Source organism: Nocardioides halotolerans DSM 19273, from assembly GCF_000422805.1.
Taxonomy (GTDB): Bacteria; Actinomycetota; Actinomycetes; order Propionibacteriales; family Nocardioidaceae; genus Nocardioides; species Nocardioides halotolerans.
In genome coordinates this window covers 441897-459275 of the sequence record NZ_KE383922.1, presented here as the reverse complement: position 1 = coordinate 459275, position 17379 = coordinate 441897, and the positions used below count along the sequence as shown (strand labels likewise).

18 protein-coding genes and 1 riboswitch are annotated in these 17379 nt (G+C 71.5%); of the genes, 1 reads left to right on the top strand and 17 read right to left on the bottom strand.

Annotated elements, in window-relative coordinates:
• Positions 1 to 29 precede the first annotated feature (29 nt).
• Positions 30 to 140, bottom strand: a riboswitch (glycine riboswitch).
• 376 nt (positions 141 to 516) lie between these two features.
• The 17 genes from G514_RS0112825 to G514_RS0112745 all read right to left on the bottom strand — a co-directional run bounded on the left by G514_RS0112825 (position 517) and on the right by G514_RS0112745 (position 16926).
• Complete coding sequence (locus G514_RS0112825; protein WP_028652064.1) at positions 517 to 1092, bottom strand: MerR family transcriptional regulator; 576 nt, start codon at positions 1090 to 1092, stop codon at positions 517 to 519.
• A 300-nt stretch (positions 1093 to 1392) separates the two neighbouring features.
• On the bottom strand, positions 1393 to 1860 hold the full coding sequence (locus G514_RS0112820; protein WP_028652063.1) for a bifunctional nuclease family protein: 468 nt from the start codon (positions 1858 to 1860) through the stop codon (positions 1393 to 1395).
• Between the two features lie 262 nt (positions 1861 to 2122).
• Positions 2123 to 2881: a transcriptional regulator FtsR gene (ftsR, locus tag G514_RS0112815; RefSeq protein WP_245582193.1), complete on the bottom strand. Its 759-nt coding sequence runs from the start codon at positions 2879 to 2881 to the stop codon at positions 2123 to 2125.
• Between the two features lie 2 nt (positions 2882 to 2883).
• Positions 2884 to 3432 (bottom strand): double zinc ribbon and FHA domain-containing protein, encoded by a 549-nt coding sequence (locus tag G514_RS0112810; protein ID WP_028652061.1) that lies wholly within the window; start codon positions 3430 to 3432, stop codon positions 2884 to 2886.
• 264 nt (positions 3433 to 3696) lie between these two features.
• The gene (gene gcvH / locus G514_RS0112805; protein WP_028652060.1) at positions 3697 to 4083 is read right to left on the bottom strand and encodes a glycine cleavage system protein GcvH; all 387 of its coding nucleotides are present in this window, start codon (positions 4081 to 4083) and stop codon (positions 3697 to 3699) included.
• A 44-nt stretch (positions 4084 to 4127) separates the two neighbouring features.
• Positions 4128 to 4931 carry a DUF881 domain-containing protein gene (locus G514_RS26605; protein WP_245582192.1) on the bottom strand — a complete coding sequence of 268 codons (804 nt, stop codon included), beginning with the start codon at positions 4929 to 4931 and terminating at the stop codon, positions 4128 to 4130.
• Entirely contained in the window at positions 4924 to 5256 is a 333-nt protein-coding gene (locus G514_RS0112795) for a small basic family protein (protein WP_028652059.1), read from the bottom strand. The genes G514_RS26605 and G514_RS0112795 overlap by 8 nt, the downstream gene beginning before the upstream one ends.
• The gene (locus tag G514_RS29265; RefSeq protein ID WP_051247420.1) at positions 5253 to 6134 is read right to left on the bottom strand and encodes a DUF881 domain-containing protein; all 882 of its coding nucleotides are present in this window, start codon (positions 6132 to 6134) and stop codon (positions 5253 to 5255) included. The genes G514_RS0112795 and G514_RS29265 overlap by 4 nt, the downstream gene beginning before the upstream one ends.
• 15 nt (positions 6135 to 6149) lie before the next feature.
• Positions 6150 to 6773, bottom strand: a complete 624-nt coding sequence (gene clsA / locus G514_RS0112785; protein ID WP_281167617.1) for a cardiolipin synthase ClsA — start codon at positions 6771 to 6773, stop codon at positions 6150 to 6152.
• Between the two features lie 82 nt (positions 6774 to 6855).
• Positions 6856 to 7893: a hemolysin family protein gene (locus G514_RS0112780; RefSeq protein ID WP_028652057.1), complete on the bottom strand. Its 1038-nt coding sequence runs from the start codon at positions 7891 to 7893 to the stop codon at positions 6856 to 6858.
• On the bottom strand, positions 7890 to 9272 hold the full coding sequence (locus G514_RS26595; protein ID WP_036564646.1) for a hemolysin family protein: 1383 nt from the start codon (positions 9270 to 9272) through the stop codon (positions 7890 to 7892). The genes G514_RS0112780 and G514_RS26595 overlap by 4 nt, the downstream gene beginning before the upstream one ends.
• 415 nt (positions 9273 to 9687) lie before the next feature.
• Positions 9688 to 10161: a hypothetical protein gene (locus G514_RS0112770; RefSeq protein WP_028652056.1), complete on the bottom strand. Its 474-nt coding sequence runs from the start codon at positions 10159 to 10161 to the stop codon at positions 9688 to 9690.
• 96 nt (positions 10162 to 10257) lie between these two features.
• Complete coding sequence (locus G514_RS0112765; RefSeq protein WP_028652055.1) at positions 10258 to 11007, bottom strand: PIG-L deacetylase family protein; 750 nt, start codon at positions 11005 to 11007, stop codon at positions 10258 to 10260.
• 105 nt (positions 11008 to 11112) lie between these two features.
• Positions 11113 to 11907, bottom strand: coding sequence for a class I SAM-dependent methyltransferase (locus G514_RS26590; RefSeq protein ID WP_051247419.1), 795 nt, complete (start codon positions 11905 to 11907; stop codon positions 11113 to 11115).
• An 82-nt stretch (positions 11908 to 11989) separates the two neighbouring features.
• Positions 11990 to 13249: a DUF1501 domain-containing protein gene (locus tag G514_RS0112755; RefSeq protein ID WP_028652054.1), complete on the bottom strand. Its 1260-nt coding sequence runs from the start codon at positions 13247 to 13249 to the stop codon at positions 11990 to 11992.
• Between the two features lie 5 nt (positions 13250 to 13254).
• Positions 13255 to 14844, bottom strand: coding sequence for a DUF1800 domain-containing protein (locus tag G514_RS29260; protein ID WP_051247417.1), 1590 nt, complete (start codon positions 14842 to 14844; stop codon positions 13255 to 13257).
• Between the two features lie 177 nt (positions 14845 to 15021).
• The gene (locus G514_RS0112745; protein WP_028652053.1) at positions 15022 to 16926 is read right to left on the bottom strand and encodes a bifunctional metallophosphatase/5'-nucleotidase; all 1905 of its coding nucleotides are present in this window, start codon (positions 16924 to 16926) and stop codon (positions 15022 to 15024) included.
• 124 nt (positions 16927 to 17050) lie between these two features.
• Between G514_RS0112745 and G514_RS0112740 the strand changes: the two genes are divergently transcribed.
• Positions 17051 to 17362 (top strand): hypothetical protein, encoded by a 312-nt coding sequence (locus tag G514_RS0112740; RefSeq protein WP_028652052.1) that lies wholly within the window; start codon positions 17051 to 17053, stop codon positions 17360 to 17362.
• Positions 17363 to 17379 lie beyond the last annotated feature (17 nt).

The window sequence follows — 17379 nt, the reverse complement described above, 5'->3', positions numbered from 1 at the left end:
TCGCTCCGGCGTCGGTGCTTCAGAGTTGCCTGGCCCGCATGGTCCTTGGCGCCTGAGAGGTTCCGGGGAGGAATTGCCCCTTCGGCGCTCCGGTCGGCCCTGGTGTGCAGGTCGTCCGGAGACTCTCCCGTGCGGGATGGTCAGCGTGGCCATCGTACCCGTCGCCCCGTGGCGCACGCGGATCGCGACGCTCGCGGGCAGTAGTTGGCGCGTACAGAGTGCGGGTGTGAAGCGCAATGGGAGCGTGGGAGCGCAGCGACCCGGTAGTTCCGAGCGCAGCGAGGCGCCCCGCGATCGGCCTCCGAGCCGCGGCGACCCCGCCGGGACGAGCCGGGTGGGTATGAAAGCGCAATGGGAGCGTGGGAGCGCAGCGACCCGGTAGTTCCGAGCGCAGCGAGGCGCCCCGCGATCGGCCTCCGAGCCGCGGCGACTGCGCCGAAGCGAGTGCAGCGAGCGAGGCGCCCGTGAGCGCCAGCGAACGTCGCCGCGGATTGGGGGCCGAAGCTCGCGGGGGTATCAGACAGCGTTGCGGGCCGCGCGGCGGGCGGCGAGCTCGTCGCCGGGGGTCGGCTCGGCGGTGTCGACGGTGCGCTCGCTGGGCAGGTCGGCGAGGGTGCCCTCGATCTCGCGCCAGACCCCGCCGATGGCGATGCCGAACACGCCCTGTCCGCCCTGGAGCAGGTCGATGACCTCGTCGTTGCTGGTGCACTCGTAGACGGAGGCGCCGTCGCTCATCAGCGTCACGCGGGTGAGGTCGTCGGTGCCGCGCTCGGTGAGGAACTGCACGGCCGTGCGGATGTTCTGCAGCGAGATGCCGGCGTCGAGCAGCCGCTTGATGACCTTGAGGATCAAGATGTCGCGGAAGGAGTAGAGCCGCTGGGAACCGGAGCCGGAGGCGCCGCGGACGGTCGGCTCGACCAGGCCGGTGCGGGCCCAGTAGTCGAGTTGGCGGTAGGTGATGCCGGCCGCGTTGCACGCGGTCGGGCCGCGGTAGCCGAGGTCGCTCGGCAGCGGCGAGACGTCGTCGGTGAACAGCAGCCCCTGCTCCTGCGCCGCCTCGGCGGCCAGGTCGGCGTCGACGGTGTCACGCAGGTCGGCGGGTGTGTCCTGCTCGTTCACGCGATCTCCTCAACGGGGTCTGGTCTCGTTCAGCGTAGTCCGCCCGGGGCGACCATGAGGCCACAACCACATCGGTGGAGTTACAACGAGGACAGTTCACGGTACGGCGACCCCTCGAACGGGTCAACGACCGACACCCGGTGTGTCTCACCCTCATGTGGAGGTTGAGACTTTCGAACCGATCCAGCGCAATCGCGCCCATTCGGCTCGGTTCCACGCGTGAAACACGACCAAACAAGCGCGAATGCGCTGATTTGGTCTTGTCGGCCTTCGTCAGTGGGCGTCGAAGTCCTCGGGCGTCACCTGGTCGAGGAACTCGCGGAACTTCTCGACCTCGTCCTCCTGCTCGGCCGGCACGGCGAGGCCGGCCTCGTCGAGCACCTCCTCGGCGCAGAAGATGCGCGAGCCGGTGCGCAGGGCCAGCGCGATCGAGTCCGACGGGCGGGCGCTGACCTCGGCGCCGGAGCCGAAGACCAGGGTCGCGAAGAACACGCCGTCCTTGACCTCGGTGATCCGGACCTCGTCGAGCTCGTTGCCGGTGGCCTCGAGGACGTCCTTGAGGAGGTCGTGCGTCAGCGGACGAGGGGGTACGACGCCCTGCTGCGCGAACGCGATGGCGGTGGCCTCGACGGCACCGATCCAGATCGGCAGGTAGCGCTCGCCGGTCACCTCGCGCAGGAGCACGATCGGCTGGTTCGACGGCATCTCGACCCGGACGCCCATGACATCGACCTCCCGCATGCTTTCAACACTACCCCTGCCGTTGGACACCCCCGCGAGCTTCGACCCCCAAGCCGCGGCGACCCCGCCGGGACGAGCCGGGTGGGTATGAAAGCGCAATGGGAGCGTGGGAGCGCAGCGACCCGGTAGTTCCGAGCGCAGCGAGGCGCCCCGCGATCGGCCTCCGAGCCGCGGCGACCGCGCCGAAGCGAGTGCAGCGAGCAAGGCGCCGCGAGCGCAGCGAGCAGTCGCCGCGGATTGGGGGTCGAAGCTCGCGGGGGTATCAGAGCCGGCGGAGGCCGGTCTTGACGAGAGTGGCGTGCAGCCGGACCGAGAGCGCGGCGAGCTGGGTGACGGTGTCCTCGCGGCGGGCGGAGGCCGCCGGGTCGGAGGCGCGCCGCCGTGGTGCGAGGACCTGCTCGACCAGCCCGACCTCGCGGTCGGCCGCGGTCTTGAACGCCCGCAGGTGCCGGGGCTCGAGGCCGAACTCGGCGAGCTCGCGGGCGGTCGTGCAGATCACCAGCGCGTCGGAGTCGTAGTGGCCGGTGCCGCGGCGCGGGACCACGAGGGCGTACTGCTCGAGCTGGTCGAGCAGTGCCTCGTCGATCTCGGCGATCTTGAGCAGCTCACGGCGCGAGAGCCGCAGGTCGTCGTGCCGCCGGAAGGACTCGGGGCTCGGCAGTCCGTCGGCGGACAGCGCCACCTCCGGCACGGTCGGGCTGAGGTCGACCAGGGGTGGCGGCTCGAGGCCGCGGTCGATGGCGTCGAGGATCTCCACGATCCGCGCCAGCGGCTGGTGGTGGTCACGCTGGAGCAGAAGTGCGTAGCGCAGCCGCTCGACGTCGGCGTGGGAGAACTTGCGGTAGCCCGACGACGTCCGTTCGGGCGTCACGATCCCCTTCTCCTCGAGGAAGCGGATCTTGGGGATCGAGATGGTCGGGAAGTCCTCGTGCAGCAGCTCCAGGACCTCCCCGATGTTCATCCGGGCGGAGGTGTCGGAGGAGCGCCCGGCCGACGCTGCGTGGGGCGGGGACCCTGTCACACCTAGTGACCTTCGTGGCCGGAGAAGAACACCAGGCGGTACTTGCCGATCTGGACCTCGTCGCTGTCGGTCAGCTGGACGGTGTCGATGCGGTCGCGGTTGACGTAGGTGCCGTTGAGCGAGCCCACGTCGGAGACCGTGAAGGTGTCGCCGCGCCGGTGGAACTCCGCGTGCTGCCGCGAGACCGTCACGTCGTCGAGGAAGATCTCGCTGTCGGGGTGCCGGCCCGCGCGGACGACGTCCTCGTCGAGCAGGAACCGCGAGCCGGACCCGGGGCCCCGCTGCACGACCAGCAGCGCGTGGCCCGACGGCAGGGCGTCGACGGCGGCGGCGTCGACGGGGTTGAGCGCGCGGTCGCCGGTCTCGGTCTTGCTCGGGTCGCCGGCGCCGCCGAGCTGGATGTTGGCGGTCGTCTCGCCCGACGGCTCGCCGGGGACCACCGGGGTCGTCGTGGTCGGCGCGTCGTCGAAGGTCTCGAGCCGGGTGCCGCACTGGGAGCAGAACCGCGCGTCGTTCGGGTTGTTGTGCCCGCAGTTGGTGCAGAACGGCACCGCGTGCTCCCTCCGTCGTCGGTCACTCGGTAGGTGGATCTCGTCGGATCACCGCGGCTCGAACCCTCAGGTTGAGGGTGAGGCCACCGGTGCCAGCGAACCTATCAGCCGGACCGGAGGGCACAAGACCGAACGGCGACCACTTTCCCGGTTGGTGTGACCCGGGACGCGGGCGAGGTGTTGGGGATGACTCTTGTGCCTTCCCGGCGGTGGTTCCGACCCGGCGGTCGCGGCTTCGTTGCTCGCGGTCGGCTGCCCGCTCCGTCAGCCGCCGAGCGACTCCTCGTACGCCGCCGCGTCGAGCAGGCCCTCGAGCTGCGACGGGTCGCTCGGCACGACCTCGAACAGCCAGCCGCCGCCGTACGGGTCGTTGTTGACCAGCTCGGGCGTGGCGTCGAGGGCTTCGTTGCGCGCGACGATCTCGCCGGAGACCGGCGCGTAGACGTCGCTCACCGACTTCGTCGACTCCAGCTCGCCGCAGGTCGACCCGGCCTCGACGGTGTCGCCCAGCTCGGGCAGCGACACGTAGACGATGTCGCCGAGCTGGTCCTGGGCGTAGTGGGTGATGCCGACCCGCACCGAGCCGTCGTGCTCCCCCGGCTGGCGCAGCCACTCGTGCTCGGTGGTGTAGGTCAGGTCGTCGGGGTACACGCGGTCTCCTCGAGGGTGCGCAGGGCGGGGACGGGCTACGAACGTTACTGCTGGGCCTGGGCGACGTCAGCCTCGACCGGCTCGCGCGTGGTCTCGACGTCGACGGTGGTCTGCTCCTGGAAGGTCAGCTCGGCGCCGTCGTCCTCGAACTCGTCCTGCGGCCCGTCCGGGAACCGCAGGGCCGCGACGAGGTTGTCGGGCGGTCCGATGACGTCGATCGTGAACGGCGCCTCGAGCAGCCGGCCGTCGACAACGAGTCCGCCGGAGCCGTCCTCGAACGACGTCTGCGCGACCACCCGCAGCTCGTGGTTGATCTGCATCGCCTCGCCGCCGGCCGACCGCATGGCCTGGACCAGGTCGATGAACGGTCCGACGCGCACCACCCCCGAGGCTTCCCGGATCGTGATCGTCACCCCCGGACCACGGACCGGGACCGTGCCGGCGAGCACGCTCAGCACCTGCGTCTGCTGCCGCGCCTCGTCGAGCGCGGCCTGCCGGGCGCTGGTGTCGGACTGGAGGTCGTCGCGGGTGGCCTCCAGCCGCTGGATCTCGCCCTCCGCGCGCTGGGTGGTGCCGGCGAGGTCGTTGAGGATGTCGATGAGGTCCTGCTGCCGCAGCCCGGCGTAGGTGTCGTTGACCTGGTTGCTGCGCACCTGGGTGACCCCGGCGAAGCCGACCAGCGCGAGCAGCACCGCGACGACGACCTGGCCGCGGGTCGGCCTGGCGAACGCCCTCCAGAGCCGGCTGCGGCCGTCCTCGCGCGGCTCGGCGGGCGGCGCGGCGTCGTCGCGCTCGGCGTGGCTCTCCGGGTGCGGCATCGGCCGCGACGGGAGGTCCGGCTCAGGCATGGAAGAGGTGTCTCCGGATGGCGGCGACGTTGGAGAAGATCCGGATGCCGAGGACGACGATCACGCCCGTCGACAGCTGCCCACCGACGCCGAGCTTGTCGCCGAGGAACACGATGCCCGAGGCGATGACGACGTTGCTGACGAACGAGATCACGAAGACCTTGTCGTCGAAGATCCCGTCGAGGTAGGCGCGCAGGCCGCCGAACACCGCGTCGAGCGCGGCGACCACCGCGATGGGGAGGTAGGGGTCGAGGGCGAGGGGTACGTCGGGTCGCAGCACCAGGCCGAGCACGATGCCGACGACGAGCCCCAGCACGGCGATCACGGCACGTCCTCCAGGTTGTCGGGTCCCCTGCTCTCCTGCCCGGCGTAGCGCAGCCGCAGCTGCGCCGCGGGTGCCGCCGGGAGGACGAGCTCGGTCTCATTCTGCCGGTCGACGACGAAGCCGAACTGCGCGGCCAGCGCCTGGAACTGCACGGCCGAGGTGCTCGCCTCCAGCCGGCTCGGGAGCGAGTCGCCGATCGCCGAGATGACGTACGGCGGGGTGAGGGGCGACTGGTTCACCGTGATCGAGATGCCGACGTTGACGATCGCGGAGAGCGTGCTCAGGCGTCGCCCGTTGATCGCGACGGCCTCGGCCCCGGCCCGCCAGAGGCCGTTGACCAGGAGCCTGAGGTCGGTCGCGCGGACCCGACCGGGGGCGCTCCCGTCGGGGTTGTCGGAGACGTTGAACCGCAGGCCCGGTCCGCGCACGGCCACGAAACCGGTGCTGAGCTCCAGGGTGCGCTCCTCGACGGTCGCCTCGGCCAGCTGGCCCCTGACCCGCGAGTTGGTCGACTGGAGGTCGTCGTTCTGGCGGCGCAGCGAGCCCAGCCGCTCTCGCAGGGTGGCCACCTCCTGCTGGCGCTCCCCGATCCGGTTGATGAGCGCGTCACGGCTGGCCTCGCGGACGTCGGCGTTGCGCGCCGTCTGCACGGCGGCCAGCGCGATCAGCAGCCCGAAGACCGCGGTCGCCACCGCCGCGCCCCGCAGCGGCGTGCGGTGCGGGTCGGCCGGAGCGATCCCGGCTGCCGCACGTTTGCGCGCGGCGTGGACGTAGTCCTCGTCCACGGCCTCGCGGGTGACCAGGGCGAGCAGCGGCATGGTCACCCGGTCGGGCAGCTGTGCGGGCAGCTCGGCGGGGTCCCGGGTCGTGGTGGTCATGGTCTGAGCGCGCGGCTACTCGCCCCGCGCGGTGGCCTTCCGGGGCTCGGTGGTGGCGAGCAGGCGGTAGACCTGCCACGCGTACAGCACCCCGGCCCACCAGTATAGGCCGACGCCCCACACCGCGAAGGCCCAGCCGAAGACCTCGGCCAGCCGCGCCACCAGTCCGTCGCCGTCGCCGAGCAGCAGCAGCGGGAAGGCGTAGAGCAGGTTGAACGTCGCGGCCTTGCCGAGGAAGTGCACCGGCAGCGAGCTGTAGCCGCGGGTGCGCAGCAGCGGCACCAGGCCCCACATCAGCGCGTCGCGCAGCGGCAGCGAGACCGCCAGCCACCACGGGATCACGTCGCGCAGGGCGAGCCCCACGACCACCGCGAGGATGTAGAGCCGGTCGGCGACCGGGTCGAGGATCTGGCCGACCACGGTCGTCTGGTCGAGCTTGCGGGCCAGGTAGCCGTCGGCGTAGTCGGTCGCGCCCGAGACCATGAGCACGACCAGGGCCCAGCCGTCCGCCTCGGGGCCGAGCACGAGCCACAGGAAGAGGGGTACGCCGGCCAGCCGAGCCATGCTCAGCAGGTTGGGGATGGTCCACACGCGCGTGTCGCGCGCCGCGTCCTCGCCCACGTGAGTCCTGCTCTTCACTCGCTGTCCTGCCCGGGGGCCCGGGCTCACGGCCACCTTAGTGGGAGGCGTGTCGCGGCCACCGCTGGGCGCGCCCCTGCGCTCACTCGTGCGCGGCGTCCCTGATCTCGCCGACCAGCTCCTCGATGACGTCCTCCAGGGTGGCCACGCCGAGGGTGGTGCCCTCGGCGTCGACCACCCGGGCCATGTGGGCGCCGCGGCGCTGCAGGGTCTCGAGCGCGTCGTGCAGCAGGTCGTCGGCCGCGACCGTCGCGAACGGTCGCGTCCACTTGTCCTCGATCACGCGCTGGCGACGGGCCTCGTCGGTCTCCAGGACGTCCTTGATGTGCAGGTAGCCGAGCAGCTCGCCGTCCTCGCCCTCGACCGGGAACCGGCTGTAGCCGGTGCTGGCGCACAGCGCCTCCACGTCGGCGGCGGTGGAGCCGCGGCGCACGGTCGTGAGCGTGTCGGGCGTCATGAGCACCGTCGACACGGGCTTGCCGGTGAACCCGAGGGCGCCGGTGAGGCGGTCGTACTCCTCGGGCCGGATCAGCCCCTCCCCCCGCGACTCCTCGACGAGGGCGGCGACCTCCTCGCGGGTGTAGGACGACGACACCTCGTCGAGGAGGCGGACGCCGAGGAGGCGCAGGATCAGCCCGGCGATCGCGTTGATGACCACGATCACCGGTCGCAGGACGGTGACGACACCCCAGATCGGCGGGCCGAGGACCAGGGCCGCCCGGTCGGGTCCGGCCAGCGCGATGTTCTTCGGGATCATCTCGCCGAGCACCACGTGGAGGTAGACGACGATCCCGAGGCCGACGACGAAGGAGGCCGGGTGCAGCAGGGAGTGCGGCACGTGGACGGCCTCGAACGCCGGCTCGAGCAGGTGCGCGACTGCGGGCTCACCCACGGCGCCCAGCACCAGCGAGCAGACCGTGATGCCGAGCTGGTTGACCCCGATGACCAGCGACATGTTCTCCATCGCGCGCAACGTCGTGCGCGCCATGCGGGAGCCGGACTCGACGCGCGGCTCGATCTGGCTGCGGCGCGCCGAGACCAGCGCGAACTCGGCGCCCACGAAGAACGCGTTGCCGAGCAGCAGCAGCAGCGCGACGACCAGCGCGGTGCCGCCGCTCACGACTCCGCCCCCGGCGTCGTGTCGGCGCCCGTCCCGTCCGGCTCGAGCACGCGCAGGGTGAGCCGGTCCACGCGGAGCCCGTCCATGTGCTCCACGGTCAGCGCCACCATCCGCTCGCGCGGCCCGTCGTCGCCGTCGGGATGAGCCTCGGCGATCGCGACCTCGGCGATGTCGCCGGCCTCGGGCACCCGGCCCAGCACCTGGAGGACCAGGCCGGCGACCGTGTCGTAGTCCTCGCTCTCCGGCAGGGCGATCCCGGTGAGGTCCTCGACCTCGTCGGGGCGGAGCAGCCCGGAGATGAGCCAGGACCCGTCGCGGCGGGGCTGGACCTGCTCGCCGAGCCGGTCGTGCTCGTCGGAGATGTCGCCGACGATCTCCTCGATCACGTCCTCGAGGGTCACGATCCCCGCGTGACCGCCGTACTCGTCGAGGACGACCGCGAGCTGGAAGCCGTCGCCGCGGAGCAGCGCCAGCAGGGGGTCGAGCCGGAGCGAGTCGGGCACCACGATGGGCTTGACCATGAGGTGCTTGACCCGGGTCGTCGCCCGCTCGTGCACCGGCAGGGCGACGGCGTTCTTGACGTGCACAGTGCCGACCACGGTGTCCTCCGCGTCGAGCACCGGGAACCGCGAGTGGCCCGACTCCCGCGCCAGCTCGATGACCTGCAGCGCGCGGTCGCTCTCGTCGAGCGACAGGGTGCGCACTCGCGGCGTCATGATCTCGCCGGCCGTCCGCGAGCCGAACTCCACCGAGCGCTCCATGAGCTCGGCCGTCTCGGGGTCGAGGGTGCCGACGGACGCCGAGCGCGCGATGAGCGAGGCGAGCTCGGTCGAGCTGCGGGCCGAGCGCAGCTCCTCCTGCGGCTCGATGCCGAGGCGGCGTACGACGGCGTTGGCCGACCCGTTGAGCAGCCGGATCGGCAGCCGCATGACGGCGGTGAAGCCGCGCTGGAACCGCTGCGTGGCCCGGGCGGTGACCATGGGTTTGGCGAGCGCGAGGTTCTTCGGCACGAGCTCGCCGAAGATCATCGTCGCGATGGTGCCGAACACGAGCCCGGTGGCCGCCGCGACGGGGGTGACCCACCCCGAGCGGACGCCCAGGCTCTCGAGCGGCCCGTCGATGAGGTCGGACACCGCGGGCTCGGCGAGGAAGCCGATCGCGAGGTTGGTCAAGGTGATGCCGACCTGCGCGCCCGAGAGCTGCGTCGACAGGCTGCGCAGCGCCCGTTGCAGCCCCTGGGCGCCCGAGTCGCCGGCCGCCGCCTCTCGCTCCACCTGGGCGCGGTCGACGGTGACGAAGGAGAACTCCGCCGCCACGAACACGCCGCACGCCGCGACGAGTGCCAGCGCGAGCACGAGCAGCAGCAGGGAGGTCGTCACGGTGCCGAGAAGTCTGTCATGCCGCCATCGGGGCCGGTGGTCGAGGAGGTTGCGGGCCGCCGTTGGTTGAGGAGGTTGCGGGGCGCCGTTGGTTGAGGAGGTTGCAGGGCGCCGTTGGTTGAGGAGGCTGCAGGGTCGCCGTTGGTTGAGGAGGTTGCGGGGCGCCGTTGGTTGAGGAGGTTGCGCAGCAACCGTCTCGAAACCGCGAAAGCCGAGGCTGGGGCCGAACTCGGTCCAGTCCCAGCACAGCCTACGGCGGTTTCGACTCGCCGGTCGCGGCTTCGTTCCTCAGCCGCGCGGCTTGCTCAACCTTCGCTCACCCACGCCGAGGCTCGTTCCTCGCGTCGACTGCTCGCTCGCTCAACCTTCGCTCACCCACGCCGACGCTCGTTCCTCGCGGTCGGCTGTTCGCTCGCTAAGCCTGCAGGTCGACCCCGCACTCGTCCTTGGCGTGCTTGTTGATGTTGTCGCCCGCCTTCTGGAACTCCTCGGTGTCGAGCGCCTGGATCTCGGTCATCAGGCTCTGGAGCGCGGCCATGTCGACCCCGTCGGGGATCTGGCCGCTCTGCAGCGCGGCCATGTCGTCGTCGTCCAGCCCGGCCTTCTTCAGCGCGTCGACGAGCTTGTCGACGCCCTTGACCAGGGTCTCCCAGTCGTCCTTGATCTCGTCAGGAGCCTCGTCGGCCAGCTGGTGCATCGCGTCCGTGGTCTTCTGGAGGTCGCTGAAGTCGCCGCCCTTGAGCGCGTCGACCTCCTTCTTCGCAGACTTGAGGTCCTTGCAGTAGTCGCCACTGCCACCGGCCTTGCCGCCGCCGTCGTCGTCACCGCACGCGGTCAGCAGGGTGAGGCCGAGGGCCACCGCCGCAGCGGCGAAGAGGATGCGCTTCACGTCAGTCTCCTGGGGTCCGGGTCGGGACTGGGCATGTGCAAACTACCGGTCCGAGGCCCCCCATGATGGCACCGGGCGGGCCCTCGGGTGGCCCGATCAGTCACCCCAGCCCATCGGGAAGACCTCGAACTGCGCGGCGAACGCCGTCCCGAGCCGCTGCCCCGCCTGCCGGGCGTTGCCCTCCAGGAACTCGCGGCTGTCGAAGTGCTCCCAGCCCAGACCGTCGATGTAGGCGCGGTGCGCCTCGAGCGACGCGACCCCCGCGTCGAAGGTGTCCGTCGTGTCCACCGCGTGGCCGGACTGCGGCGACCCGAAGGCCCAGACCTCGCGGACGCCGCCCCACGGCTCCAGCCCACCGCCCTCGACCTGGTCGCGGAAGATCCACCGGTTGCCGGCGTCGCGCACGGCGTCGACCACCGCGCGTCCGGTGGCGATGTGGTCGGCCTGGTTGAGGTTCGCGCCGCCCCAGGTGTCGCGGAAGTTGCCCGTGACGACCATCTGCGGGCGGTGGCGGCGCACCACCTCGGTGATGACCGCGCGCAGCGGAACGCCGTACTCCAGCACGCCGTCGGGCTGGCCGAGGAACTCCACGACATCGACGCCCACGATGGCCGCCGACCGGCGCTGCTCCTCCTCGCGCACGACGCGGCACTCGTCGGGGTCCATCCCGTCGATGCCGGCCTCGCCGCTGGTCACCATGCAGTAGACGACCTTCTTCCCCTGCCCGGTCCAGCGGGCGACGGCGGCCGCCGCGCCGAACTCCAGGTCGTCCGGGTGGGCCACCACGCAGAGCGCGCTCTCCCAGGTCTCGTCCAGCGGGGTCAGTGGTTCGGGTCGCTCTGGCACACGCGTCAGCCTGCCACCTGGGCCGGCGCCGCGTCAGGTGGGTAACTCACCGTTCGGTTCGCTCCCGTGCCGTCAGGACGGTCGAGGAGCTGACCGAACGGTGAGTTACCCCGGCGCGGGCCGGCAGACGAAGTGGACGTAGTCGGCGTCGGTGCGACGGGTGGTGGGGGCGAGCTCGGAGCCGTCGTCGGCGTACGCCGCGAGCACCTCGAGCCCGGCGGCGGCCGCCTCGGCCACCGTCTCCTCCATCGTGGCGAAGTGGACGACGAACCGGAACTCGTGGGCCCGGAGCGGGCGCAGCGCCCAGCCGTGGCCGTCGACGGCCTGGTGTCGGCTGCGGCGGTAGTTGCGCACCGCCCGGAGCGCGCTGCCGGGGTGCCGGGCCGCCTGGGCCAGGTGGTAGCGCACCCGCGGGCTCAGCAGTCCCCCGGCCACCCGCCACGGCCGCTCGTCGAAGCTCACGCCGTCGAGGTTGAGGCTGGAGAAGACCACCCGGCCCTCCGGCCTGGCCACCCGCGCCATCGCTGCGAGCGCCGAGCCCCGGTCGTCGTGGTCGAGCGCGTCGAGGCCGTTGAAGCTGAACACCACGAGGTCGTATGCCGCGTCCGGCAGCCCCCGGAGGCCGGCGGCGTCGCCCTCGCGGAGGTCCACGCCGGGGAACCGCTGCCGCGCGAGCTCGAGCATCTCGGGCGAGAGGTCGAGACCGACGTACGACGCGGCCCGCGCGGCGAGCAGTCCGGTGGTGCGGCCGCCGCCGACGCCGACGTCGAGCACGTCCCCGCGCGCCCAGCGCTCCACCGCCACCAGCGCGGCTTGCTCGCCGGCGTCACTGAAACCTTCCGTGCGGAACTGCGACACGACGTCCGCGGCGCCCCACGAGGGTTCCGGCGCGCGCTCCACGCCCCCCATGCTGGACCTGTACCCACCCGTCGTGCCGCGCGCCGCGCGGGATGGGCAGGTTGGTGACAGCCGGGCCGCCGGGTCAGAGCATGACGCCCGTGGACTGCCACTTCAGCCCGGGGAACACCTTCGCCACCGAGGCGTTGAAGCGCCTCGAGACGATGTCGGCGAGCACCTGGCGGTAGTCGGTCGTGACCGTGAGGTCCGCGTCGTAGCTGTTGACCAGCCCGGGCCACCGGCCGTGGTAGCCGCCACGCACGCCGGCACCGGCGACGAACATGACGTTGCCGTACCCGTGGTCGGTGCCGCCGCTGTCGTTCTCGACCACGCGCCGGCCGAACTCGCTCAGCGTCACCAGGGTCACCTTGCTCTCCTGGGTCCCGAGGTCGCCGAGGAAGGCGGCGATCGCCTGGGCGAGGTCGCGGGCGTTGTCGTGCATCCAGCCGCCGTCGGGACCGCCCATGTCGGTGTGCATGTCCCAGTCGCCCTGGTCGACGGTGATCACCTCGACGCCGACGTCGCCGCGGATGATCTGGGCCGCGGTCGCCAGCGCCTGGCCGACGCCGCTGCCCGGGTAGGCGCTCCGGTTGTCGGCGGCCGCCTGCGCCGGGCCGAACGCGCTGATCGCCTCGAACGTCGACCGCATGCCGCGACCCAGGGTCGTCTTCTCCCGGCCCCACATGATCCGCAGCGACTTCTGCCGCCGTCCGTCGTCGTCGCTGCCGGGCAGCTCCACGTCGTCGACCCGCCCGGCCGACATCGTGGGCGCCGGCCCGACCAGCGAGGTGGGGATGGTGCTCGTCCCGGCGCTGAAGCCCTGGAGGGGCGAGGACCCGGGCGTCCCGCTCACCAGCCGGTTGAGCCAGCCGACCCGCTCGCGCGAGCCCGGGTCGGCGTCCTCCATCTCCTCCATCGCGGCGAAGTGCGACCGGTTCGCGACCGGCAGCCCGGTGGCGTGCACGGCCGCGACCTTGCCCTCCTGCCACTTCGGCAGGAGGTCGGCCATCGCGGGGTGCAGCCCGAAGAAGCCGTCGGTGGCCAGCAGCGCGCCGGCCGGGATCTTGGTCCGCGGGCGGGCGGCCTCGTAGACGGGGTCGCCGTACGGCACCACGAGCGAGAGCCCGTCGGCGGCGCCCCGCAGCGAGAGCACCACGAGCACCGACGAGGCGCTGACGGCACGGGCCGGGGACGCGGTGACGACCGCGCCACCGACCATCGTCGTGGCGCCGGCGAGCGCCGCCGCCCCGCCGAGGAGACCACGGCGCGAGACGGCCATCGCGGCGTACTCCTCGCAGCAGTGGCCGTCGGCGCGCGTGGTGTTGGTCCGGGTGTGGTTGCTCATGGGGGTCACCGGCTCAGGTGGTCGGGAGAGTCGAGGATGGTCGTCAGCAGCCGGGGGAACTGCCACTGGACCAGGTCGTGGTCCTTGTCGATCGGGTCGTAGGGCTTGACGTCGACCGCGACGCAGCACGCCTTGAGCAGCCGCTTGCTCGCCGGCTTGTGCAGCAGCTGGCGGGAGAGGTGGTCGACGACCTCGTCAAACCTCGGGTGCTTGCCCGGCAGCCACTGTTGCGGCTTGCGGTAGTGGGTCGCGTCGTCGGCCCAGCCGGACGCGACGCTCCGGTGGAAACGCATCGAGGCCATCAGCCTGGCCGGTGAGGACCACGACTCGTTGTCGAGGGGCTGGCCGTTGGGCGGTCCCCACGAGAACGGCGCGATGCCGATCGAGTCGGCCTGCCAGACCAGCGCCTGGAGCGCCGAGCCGTCGGCCTCCTCGCCCACGGGCTTCTTGAGCTTCACCCCGAGCACGCGGTACGTCGCGACGAGGTCCTCGCCGGGGTCGCGCACCTTGCGGTCGTGGGCCTTCTGGAAGGCGGGCGAGGCGACCAGCGCGCGGAGCACGGGGACGATCGCGGTGTCGTTGTCGAGGTAGACCTTCGCGAGGTGCCGGACCAGCGACTTCGCGGGCTTGTCGTCGATGAACTTCACGCACAGCTTGTACGCGAGGTGCTCGGCGGTGTCGCGGTGGTGGGCCAGGTAGCGCAGGTAGGCGGAGGTCGTCGCCTTGCCGATGATCTTGCCGTTCTTGTCCTTGAACCCCTTGACCTTGACCTTGCCGCGGTAGTGGTCCTCGGCGTTGTACTTGGCCCGCCAGGTCTCCCAGTAGTCGACGGAGTAGCCGGTGAGGATCCGCGCGGAGTCGCGGACGTCCTTCTCGGTGTAGTTACCGGCGCCGACGGTGTGAAGCTCGAGCAGCTCGCGGCCGAGATTCTCGTTGGGGTGCTCCTTGGTCGACTCCGCGGCGTCGAGGTAGATGAGCATCGCCGGGTGGGTCGTGGTGGCGCGCAGCAGCTGGTCGAAGCGGCCGAGCGCGTGCCTGCGGATCGTGTTGCCGTAGTCGACGCGGTGCACGAACTGCGGGTCGCCCACGGCGGCGACGTGCAGGTGGTTCTCCCAGAACTCCGTCATCACCTCGAGCAGCTGGCGCTTCGAGGTCATCCGGCGCATCAGGACCCACCGGGCGTAGTCGTCCATGACCTCCCAGCCGGCCTCGACGCCGCCGGTCTGGCGCTGCCAGAGGTCGGCGGGGCTGCGGTGCAGGCTCGGCCACCAGCGCGCGATCTTGTCGGTCGGCTTGTCCTTGATCGCCCTCGGGTCCAGCTGGCGCTCGAACCAGCGCTGGGCGCCGCCCGCGCGGCGTACGTCCCTGGCGAGCCTGGGCGTGATGCCGTAGGAGAACCGGCTGACCAGGTGCCGGTCGGCCGGTGCGAGCAGCTCCGCGGCGCCGGGGTGCCTGCGCGGGGCGAACCCGTCGAGGTCGTCGAGGTCGTCGTCGGCCGCGGAGGCCCGTCCGGCGGTGCCCGCGAGCGTCGTGGCGAACAGCCCGAGGGCGGCGGCGCGCCGCGGCAGCGCGGCGCGCGTGGGAGCAGCGGTCATGGGGATGGCTCCCGAGGGTGTGAAGGCGGGGGGTCCTTGCGGACCCTGGGGGGCGGTCACAGGCTAGTGCTCCTGCGCGGGGGCGCGTGGGTTGTTGGGAAATGACTGGGGGACGACCGGCCAGTGGCCGGTCGTCCCCGTGGTCTGCTGTCGAGCGGTGGGCGTGCGCCCGGTCGGTCAGTTCACCGACTTGATGCGGTTCGTCGGAGTGACCGTATACGGATCGTGCGCCTTGAGGTAGGTCACCAGCGAGTCGATGTCCAGGCCGCCGACCAGCTTGTTGGCGCCGGCCTTGAACGTCGCGAAGTTGTCGCCGCCGTCGGAGAGGAACCCGTTGGCGACGACCCGGTAGACCTGGGCGTCGACCAGCGGGGTGTTGTCACCTGCCGTGGCCGGGTTGCCGTCCGCGTCGAAGAGCACGTCACCCACCAGGGCGTTCACGTCGGCCGGGTCCTTCGCCAGCGTGCGGTCCCACGTGTAGGTCAGGCCGGAGACCTGCAGGATCTTGTTGCCCGACTTGGCGGCGTCGTTGTTGCCGTTCCACTGCTCGTTGAGGAGCGCCTTGATCTGGGCGCCGGTGAGGTCCATCGACACGACCGTGTTGTTGAACGGCTGCACGGTGAACGCGGCGCCGTAGGTGAGGTCGCCCGAGGCGTTCTCGGTCAGGTCCGCGCGGATGCCCCCGGGGTTCATCAGCGCGATCACGGGTGCCTGACCGTTGCGCACCACCGATGGATCGGCCTTCTGCGCGTCGGCGATCAGGTTGCCGAGGGCCGAGTCGTCGCCGCCGTCGAGGAACGTGCCCTGCGGCGTGTTGTTGTCCGGCCGACGCGTGACGGACGTGGCCCCGTCGAGGTGCCCGACCAGCGCGTTGGCGATCGGCTGGACCAGGGTGTTGAAGGTCGAGATCAGCGTGCCGATCTTCTTCGACTGCTTCTGACCCTCGGCGTTCGCGTTGACGATGTTCTCGGCGAACGCGGCCGGCCGGATGATGTCGTGGGTCCTGCGGTCGATCAGCAGGTGCAGCTTGGTGACCATCCGGCCGAACGACGACGCGCTCGTGAACAGCCGCGGCCGCCCCTTGGGGTCCTTGACCACGCAGTTGTAGGGCTGGTGGGTGTGGCCGCTGACGACGGCGTCGATCTGCGGCGACAGGTTCTGCGCGATCGCCAGGCCGGCGCCGCTGACCCCGCTGCAGCTGTTGTAGGCCGACGCGTCCTTGGGCGTCACGCCCTCGTGGAGCAGGACGACGATCGACTTCACGCCCTTCTTGCGCAGCTTGGGCACCAGCGCGTTGGCGGTCTCGACCTCGTCGCGGAAGTCGACGTCGGCGATGCCGGAGGCGCTCACGATCGTCGGCGTCCCCTCGAGGGTCATGCCGATGAAGCCGACCTTCTCGCCCTTGACCTTGAGGATCTGGTAGGGCTTGAACGGCGTCGCGCGCTTGTGCCCGGCCTTGTTCTTCCAGAACACGTTGGCGCCGAGGTACTTGAACTTGGCTCCCTCGAACTTCTGGCCGCCGGGGCAGGAGTCCTGGCCGTTGCGCCCGGCGCCGTCGGCGAGGCAGCCACCCCGCTGCATCCGCAGCAGCTCGCCGACACCCTCGTCGAACTCGTGGTTGCCGACCGAGGTGACGTCGAGGTGCATGGCGTTCATCGCCTTGATCGTCGGCTCGTCGTGGAACGCGGCGGACAGCAGCGGGCTCGCGCCGATCAGGTCTCCCGCGGCGACGGTGAGCGGGGTCGCGCCGTTGGCGCGCGACCGCTTGCGCTCGCGGTTGAGGAGGCTGGCGAGGAACGCCGCTCCCCCGGCCTGGGTGCTGTTGATGTTGCCGCTCGAGCCCGACGGCGGCTCGAGGTTGCCGTGGAAGTCGTTGAGGGCGAGGAGGTCGAGACGGACGACGCCCTTCTTCCTCGCGGTCCGCTGGTAGGCCTTGGCCCCCGACGTGCCGGAGGTCCTGGCCGCACGGTCCTGGGGGGCGGCGGAGCCGGGGCTCGGCGAGAGCGCCAGCGAGACGGAGAGGGAGACGGCCAGCGAGAGGCCGGTCATGGCGGCGACGAGGGTACGACGAGGTGAAGGCATGGCTTGTTCCTCCGAGACGGAACGACGAGGTACGCCCCGGCATCAAAACACGAAACCGGCCATGATGGGGTACCGGGCTCGGCCGGATGCCGCTGCTGGACTCTCGACCGCCTCAGGAGAACCCGTGACCGACGCCCGCACCGCACCCGGCCTCCAGCGCTTGGTGGCCCTGGCCCTCCTCCTCGTGGCGGGCATCCTCAGCCTTCCGCTGGCGGCCGCCGCGTTCGACGGCGAGGGCAGCGAGAACTGGATCCTGCCGACCCAGCTCGCCGGCACCGCCGTGCTCGGCGCGCTCGTCGGCTACCTGCTGCCGGGCCTGGCCGGCGACGCCGCCCCGAGGCGCCGCGCCGTGTGGGTCGGCGTCGGGGTCGGGCTGCTCTTCGCGGTGGTCGGCGTGCTGCTCTTCTTCGTGCTGCTGAACGGCTTCGACGGCTGAGCCGCCGAGCACCCGTC